Origin of the sequence: Aphanizomenon sp. CS-733/32 (genome assembly GCF_028330045.1) — a bacterium.
Lineage (GTDB): Bacteria > Cyanobacteriota > Cyanobacteriia > Cyanobacteriales > Nostocaceae > Dolichospermum > Dolichospermum gracile.
In genome coordinates this window covers 21792-27791 of sequence record NZ_JAQMSE010000036.1, presented here as the reverse complement: position 1 = coordinate 27791, position 6000 = coordinate 21792, and the positions used below count along the sequence as shown (strand labels likewise).

General features: G+C 39.4%; 5 protein-coding genes. 1 reads left to right on the top strand and 4 read right to left on the bottom strand.

Translation table 11 applies throughout. The annotated features are described in order from the left end of the window. Positions 1–320: 320 nt before the first annotated feature. From PN471_RS03480 to PN471_RS03465, 4 genes are all read right to left on the bottom strand, one after another. Entirely contained in the window at positions 321–473 is a 153-nt protein-coding gene (locus PN471_RS03480; protein ID WP_442867127.1) for a DUF5615 family PIN-like protein, read from the bottom strand. Positions 474–653: 180 nt separating this feature from the next. Continuing rightward, positions 654–2267, bottom strand: a complete 1614-nt coding sequence (gene murJ, locus PN471_RS03475; protein WP_271775675.1) for a murein biosynthesis integral membrane protein MurJ — start codon at positions 2265–2267, stop codon at positions 654–656. Between the two features lie 40 nt (positions 2268–2307). Next, positions 2308–2829, bottom strand: a complete 522-nt coding sequence (locus PN471_RS03470) for a pentapeptide repeat-containing protein (protein WP_271775674.1) — start codon at positions 2827–2829, stop codon at positions 2308–2310. A gap of 79 nt (positions 2830–2908) precedes the next feature. Beyond that, on the bottom strand, positions 2909–4414 hold the full coding sequence (locus PN471_RS03465; protein ID WP_271775673.1) for an LCP family protein: 1506 nt from the start codon (positions 4412–4414) through the stop codon (positions 2909–2911). 310 nt (positions 4415–4724) lie between these two features. On the opposite strand from PN471_RS03465, the gene PN471_RS03460 reads away from it, so the two are divergent. Then, positions 4725–5789 (top strand): mannose-1-phosphate guanylyltransferase, encoded by a 1065-nt coding sequence (locus tag PN471_RS03460; RefSeq protein WP_271775672.1) that lies wholly within the window; start codon positions 4725–4727, stop codon positions 5787–5789. Positions 5790–6000: the final 211 nt, after the last annotated feature.

Genomic DNA, 6000 nt, shown 5'->3' with positions numbered 1-6000 from the left:
TTCCAAATGTGGTTTTAGTGTGTCTCGTAATAAGTTAATCTGGTTCATAGGGGTTTCTTTGATTGTGTGGTAACTTTCTATGAAACCCTTTCTCTGTTTCCTTTGCAAGCTTTTTCTCTATTTTTTGTCCTGTACAGAGTTTGTAATTATGTCATATTTTCGGCTAATGTATTATCAGAGAGAGAAATTATAGCTATAGGGTAGGTTAGCAACAGTACAAAAAAGGTGCGTTATGCGATCGCTAACCCACCCTACAAAACTGAGATATACGTTATTACCAAATCCAAGTATTCAGTTAACAGTGAAAGAGTTGTCAGATATCACGTTTTAGGAAATGATAATTCATTAAAATCTGCATCTTTGGTAAAAATAATATAGTCTTGATTTTTGGCAATCTCCCACACTGTATAATCTGATTCTTGATCTAATTGCATTAAATAAAGATGATTAGAATTAGGATAAATAACAGCCAAAGAATTAACTAAACTGGGTGATAAATTATGATCAAAGAGAAACGAACACCGACGACTTATCACCCGCAACCCACGCTACAACCAGACAGATATTCCTTTACACGCTTTGGCGATGTTGGAAACTCGTCAACCGGACAAAATATTAATATCCCCGACTTCCTTAATGATTTTATAGTTCTTTCACCCGTTATTTTTTTTCAAAAACTTTTGCTGCATCTTCATTACAAAAATATTTACTTCGGGAATATTCATTCTGGAGGCAATTATCGCAAATACCCCAATTCCCAAGACAGCAGATATGGATAATTCTATGAGTAAACTAATTAAATCTGGTTTACCTAACACCTGTTGGGAAGCAAGCAAAGTTCCAAAACTGGCTAAACCCGCAGTTATACTCCCAACTGTTAACCCCAAAATTGGTACACACCATTCTTGCCAAGGTAAGCCATTAAGTTTACGATTGAGCAAAAATAACAACATCAACATGGAACTACAATTAACTCCAACTGTAGCTAAAACTAATCCAGGCGCACCAAAAGGTTCAACTAATATTAAATCTAATACAGCATTAAGAAAAATATTAAGTATACTAATTTTAAAAGGCGTTTGTCCATCACCTAAAGCATAAAATACTCTCACCAAAACATCACGCCCTAGATAGACAAACATTCCAATTCCATAGGCCATTAATAGAGAAGATACTAACTGAGTTGCTTCTTGTTTAAATGCTCCCCGTTGATAAACTAACTGGACAATTGGCACAGATAAGGATACCATTAATGCCCCTAAAGGTAGCATGGTAACGGCAGTTAATAAAAGTCCTTGACGAATGCGTAATTTTAATTCTTCCCAATTCTCTGGGTGAGAAAGTTTGGCAAATGTTGGTAATAAAGGCAGTAAAATAATGTTAGAAATAATCCCCAAGGGAGTTTGAACTAAGAGATTTGCGTAGTTAAAACCTGCGGCTGCACCAACAATAGGACTAGCGAAATAAAGGTCAGTGGCGACATTAATTTGCATCATTCCTGATGATATTGTCGCTGGAGTCATAATTTTAATTACTTCTTGAACACCGGGAGATTTGAAGTCAAATCTTAGGCGTAATCTGCCTAATCCTAAGCGCCATTGCACAATAAGCTGTACTAACCATTGCAGAATTCCTCCTGCCAAAGTCCCCCAAGCTAACACCATGCCACCCATTAAAGCATATTCTGGACTAATAATTTCTTTTCCGTGTTGCCAGGCTAAAATGGCAATGCCGATAATAACAGTAATACTAGATAATAAAGGACTAATGGATAATAACCAATATTGATTAGCTGCATTTAAAGTCCCAAAACCAATGCCAATTAAACCGGCAAATAAGGTCAAAGGAGCCATAATTTGGATTTGACGGATAGCGATCGCTCTTGTAGTTGCCTCTAAGCCATGACCAACTAAATCAATAATATACTCAGCGCAGAAAATCTGGGCAAATGTCACTACCAGCAATAATCCACCAACAAGAGTTGTTACTGTTTCTACAATAGGTGCAGCTTCCTCCTTTTTATGTTTAGCTAAAACACTGACAATGGCACTATGTAAAGGTCCGTTGACACCACCAAGTAAAATTAAAATAAACCCGGGGATAATATAGGCATAACTATAAGCCGTAGCAGCTGCACCCACACCAAAAGCCGCAGCGATTATTTGCTGTCTAATTAAACCAAATACCTTACTAATCAATGTTGCTGCGGCAACAATACGAGCAATTTGAGCGAAAGAATGAACAGCTTTTTTTTGTTGTTGTGTCACGAATATTAGTAGTCAGTGGTCAGTTTTTAGTTGTTATTTGTTAGTTGTCAGTTTTTTTACGACAACCCAAACTATCGCGGGTAGAAATACCAGTTACCGGATTAATACCATTTGCCCTTCGACAAAGTAGGGATACTTGATAACGGTCAATAAGTGCGTCCGTGAAATCAGCACCAGTGATATCCGCATCATAAAAGCGGCTACGGGTTAAAGTTGCTTCTGTGAAAATAGCGTTTCTTAGATTAGCACTATCCAAGGTAACACGATCAACCAAAGCACCTGTTAAATTTGCAGCTTCTAAATTGGCTTTTAATAAAACGCCTTTGGTCAAAATTGCGTTAGTTAAATTTGCACCTTGGAAATTTGCTCCCCGCATTTCTGCCGCCACAAAGGTTTCCCCAACTAAATCAGTATAGGAAAAGTCACGACTTTCCAAACTGGCATTATTGTAATTAATGGTATTAATTTGAGCAAAAGCTGGCTGAGGATTGGTAATTACCGAAAATCCCGCCCAAACAGAAACCAATATTAAACTCAAAAATCGGCAAAAAATCTTGTTCATAAATTTTAAATTTGTAGAAGGCAAGAGGCAAGAGGCAAGAGGCAAGAGTAAATATTACCAATTACCTATTACCTATTACCTATTTCCAATCCTTACCAATACGAATTGTGAGGTCAGATTCCAAATCACCATTTCCAGAAACTTCGATTTTTCCTAAACCTAAAACTTGTCGCAAGTCAATTCCTGGTTGTCGGTTGCCCTTTTGGACAATAATCTGAGTTTGACGTTGGGTATCTGGCCAATCTGGGACCACATAAACATTAGTAAAACCTTTCTGTTTCAGATAAGTAACTACTTTTTCCGTTAACTGAGGTTGGTTAGTGGTATTTTGCACGGCAATTCTTTGAATAGAAACCGGTCTGGTATCTGATTTAATGCCAGTTATATCTACCCCAACATAATCATTTAATAAGGTTTGTTGTCCGGTCATGTTCAACCAGTAGCTATTGGCATCTTGACTGAATTTACTAAATGTACCAGGTAACATGGACATTTGGAAATTATCCCGGTCTATATTGACGGAAAAATTCGCCAATGCCATCATTTCTTCCATTTTTAGGTTCGTGTCAAAATACTTTCGCATGACGCGGGTTAATTGGGGCAGTCTGGGTAAAACAGTGGGACTGTTGAGTCGTTGCATTAAAGCATTTATTAGTGATTGTTGTCGCTGAACTCTGGGTAAATCGCCTGTACCCTCTTCACGAAAACGGGCAAACTGTTCTGCCTGTTCACCGTTGAGGTTTTGCCAACCCCTGACTAAATTCACGGCAAAGCCACCAGCCTGATCTTGATAATTCATAGTTTGAGGGACAAATACATCCACACCACCCAACTGTTCCACTAATTCCCGAAAACCGCTAGTAGAAATGCGGATATACCGATCTATGGGAGCATTACCTAAACTCCGACTAACTACTCTGGCGGCTAAAACTGGGCCACCTTTGGCGTTAGCTTCCGATACCTTCGTTAATCCCTGTTCGGGAATAGCTATCATTGTCCCTCTGGGAATGGACAGTAGGCGAATAGATTTATCACTGGGATTAAGCCTCACCAACATCATGGTGTCGCTTTTACCAGCAAAACTTTCTGGTGAACCGTCTACAGTACCCGGAACTGGTTCAATGCCCATAATTAAAATATTCATGGGTTTTGATAGTTTGTACTGAGAAAGTTTAGTCCATAAGTCCCCAGGTACTTTGATTTGGTCTTGTTTATTAGAACTGAATTCATCATCTTTCCCTTGGTCGAGATTGCTCCAGAGGGGAGTCCATAGTGCCAAACTTGATGCTAGTAATCCAGATAGAATTATCCCTAAAACAATTGTTAAGACCCACAATAACCAGCGGGGAACTGTTAAGCCTAAGCGGTCATAGAGTTCGTTGGGAATAGCACCGACGGATTCAACTACGTTCCCAGAAGAGTTAACTGATGGTTTTGGTTTCACCGGCGAAGTGGCGGCTGGTGCTGGTTGGGTTGCTACCTGATTTTCCGACATTTGAACTGGGGGCTGTTTTACCTCCGGTTCTGAAGTTGGGACTTGTTGCGGTACTACCTGATTTTCTGACCATTGAATTTGTTTAATCATAATTTTCTCCCCACTCAACCACTCCTTAAAGGTATGTTAATACAAGCTACAAATACTGCGAGTTAAAACTCGTTATGGAAATTTTAGATTTTGTGAAAAGTTCATCGGATATTTTTTTATTGCTGTCCTCAGAGTTTCAATCAGTGATAATTACAACATACTCAACCCAAAAAATTCATCAGTGAAGATCATCTAAAAATGAATGAATGTACACTTACAGCAGATACCCAGGCATTTTTACTCCTGACTCCTGACTCCTGACTCGGTGAATTCTGCTGTATATTGTTCTGAATTACCGATGTATGCCAATATGAATAATTTATTTTTTCCTGTGATTCTGGCTGGTGGTAAAGGTGAGCGTTTTTGGCCTTTGAGCCGACTAGACCGACCTAAGCAATTTTTAAGCCTTGATGGTAGCTCAAGAAGTTTACTACAAGCAACTGCTGATAGATTATTAGTTCTGGCTGGTGGTTGGGAAAATTTGTGGGTGATTACTTCTAGTCCCATTGCTCAAGGGGTGCGAGAACAACTTCCTGATTTACCAGAGTCAAATTTACTGATTGAGTCCCAGGGTCGGGACACTGCTGCGGCTGTTGCTTGGACAAGTTTAGAAATTAAGAAGCGTTACGGGGAAGATGCGATTATTGGCTTTTTTCCTGCTGACCACTGGATTGCTGACCCGGAGATATTTGCCGAAACTTTAGCGGCTGCTCAGGATTTGGCGACTAAGAAAGCAGCGATTGTGACTTTGGGGATTAAACCTAATTTTCCATCCACTGGCTATGGTTATATTGAACAAGGCGAAAAGATAAGTAGTTTCAATGAGTTATCAGTGTATCATGTGAACTGTTTTACTGAAAAGCCCGACCGGGAAACGGCGGAAACTTTTTTGTCAACGGGACGGTTTAGTTGGAATAGCGGGATGTTTGTTTTTCGAGCCGGTGTTGTTTTGTCAGAATTACGCACCCATGCACCAGAAATTATGAAACCTTTGGAACAGTATGGTCCTGATATTTATCCCCAGTTACCTAAGAAAAGTATAGATTATGCTTTGATGGAAAAAACCAGTCTAGCTTATGTTTTGCCTGTAGCATTTGGTTGGGATGATCTGGGTGATTGGAATGCTATTGAACGTTTGCTGAAGCAGGATGATAATCCTAATGTAGAACTTGCTACTCATGTGGGTTTAGATACCCAAGGATCAATTGTTTATGCTTCTAATGCTGATGATGTCATTGTCACGATTGGTTTAGAGGATGTGGTAATTGTGCGCGATCGCAATGTTACTCTGGTAGTTAAGAAGGATCGCACCCAAGAAATTAAGCAGATTTTGAAAATTCTGCAAAATGATGGGCGATTTACGGGTTTATTGTAAAATTTACAACCCTTAGTAGATGGCTCAAAGTCTTGCTGCTGATTATAACTCATTGGGTAGTATTCGGAGTGGTCAACATGGGAGACTCGGTCTAGACAAGTAATTGAGCGATTGAGACTAGCCATGAACACCGGCAAAAAAACCAACAGAGACCAGGCCAAAAAGAAACACTGACCAATGGTGGCAATGCCTTGTCCATTTTCTGTAAGTT

Excerpts from the sequence above, each read along its gene's own strand:
- PN471_RS03470 (WP_271775674.1), bottom strand. The coding sequence starts at position 2,829 with ATGAACAAGATTTTTTGCCGATTTTTGAGTTTAATATTGGTTTCTGTT.
- PN471_RS03465 (WP_271775673.1), bottom strand. The coding sequence starts at position 4,414 with ATGATTAAACAAATTCAATGGTCAGAAAATCAGGTAGTACCGCAACAA.
- PN471_RS03460 (WP_271775672.1), top strand. The coding sequence starts at position 4,725 with ATGAATAATTTATTTTTTCCTGTGATTCTGGCTGGTGGTAAAGGTGAG.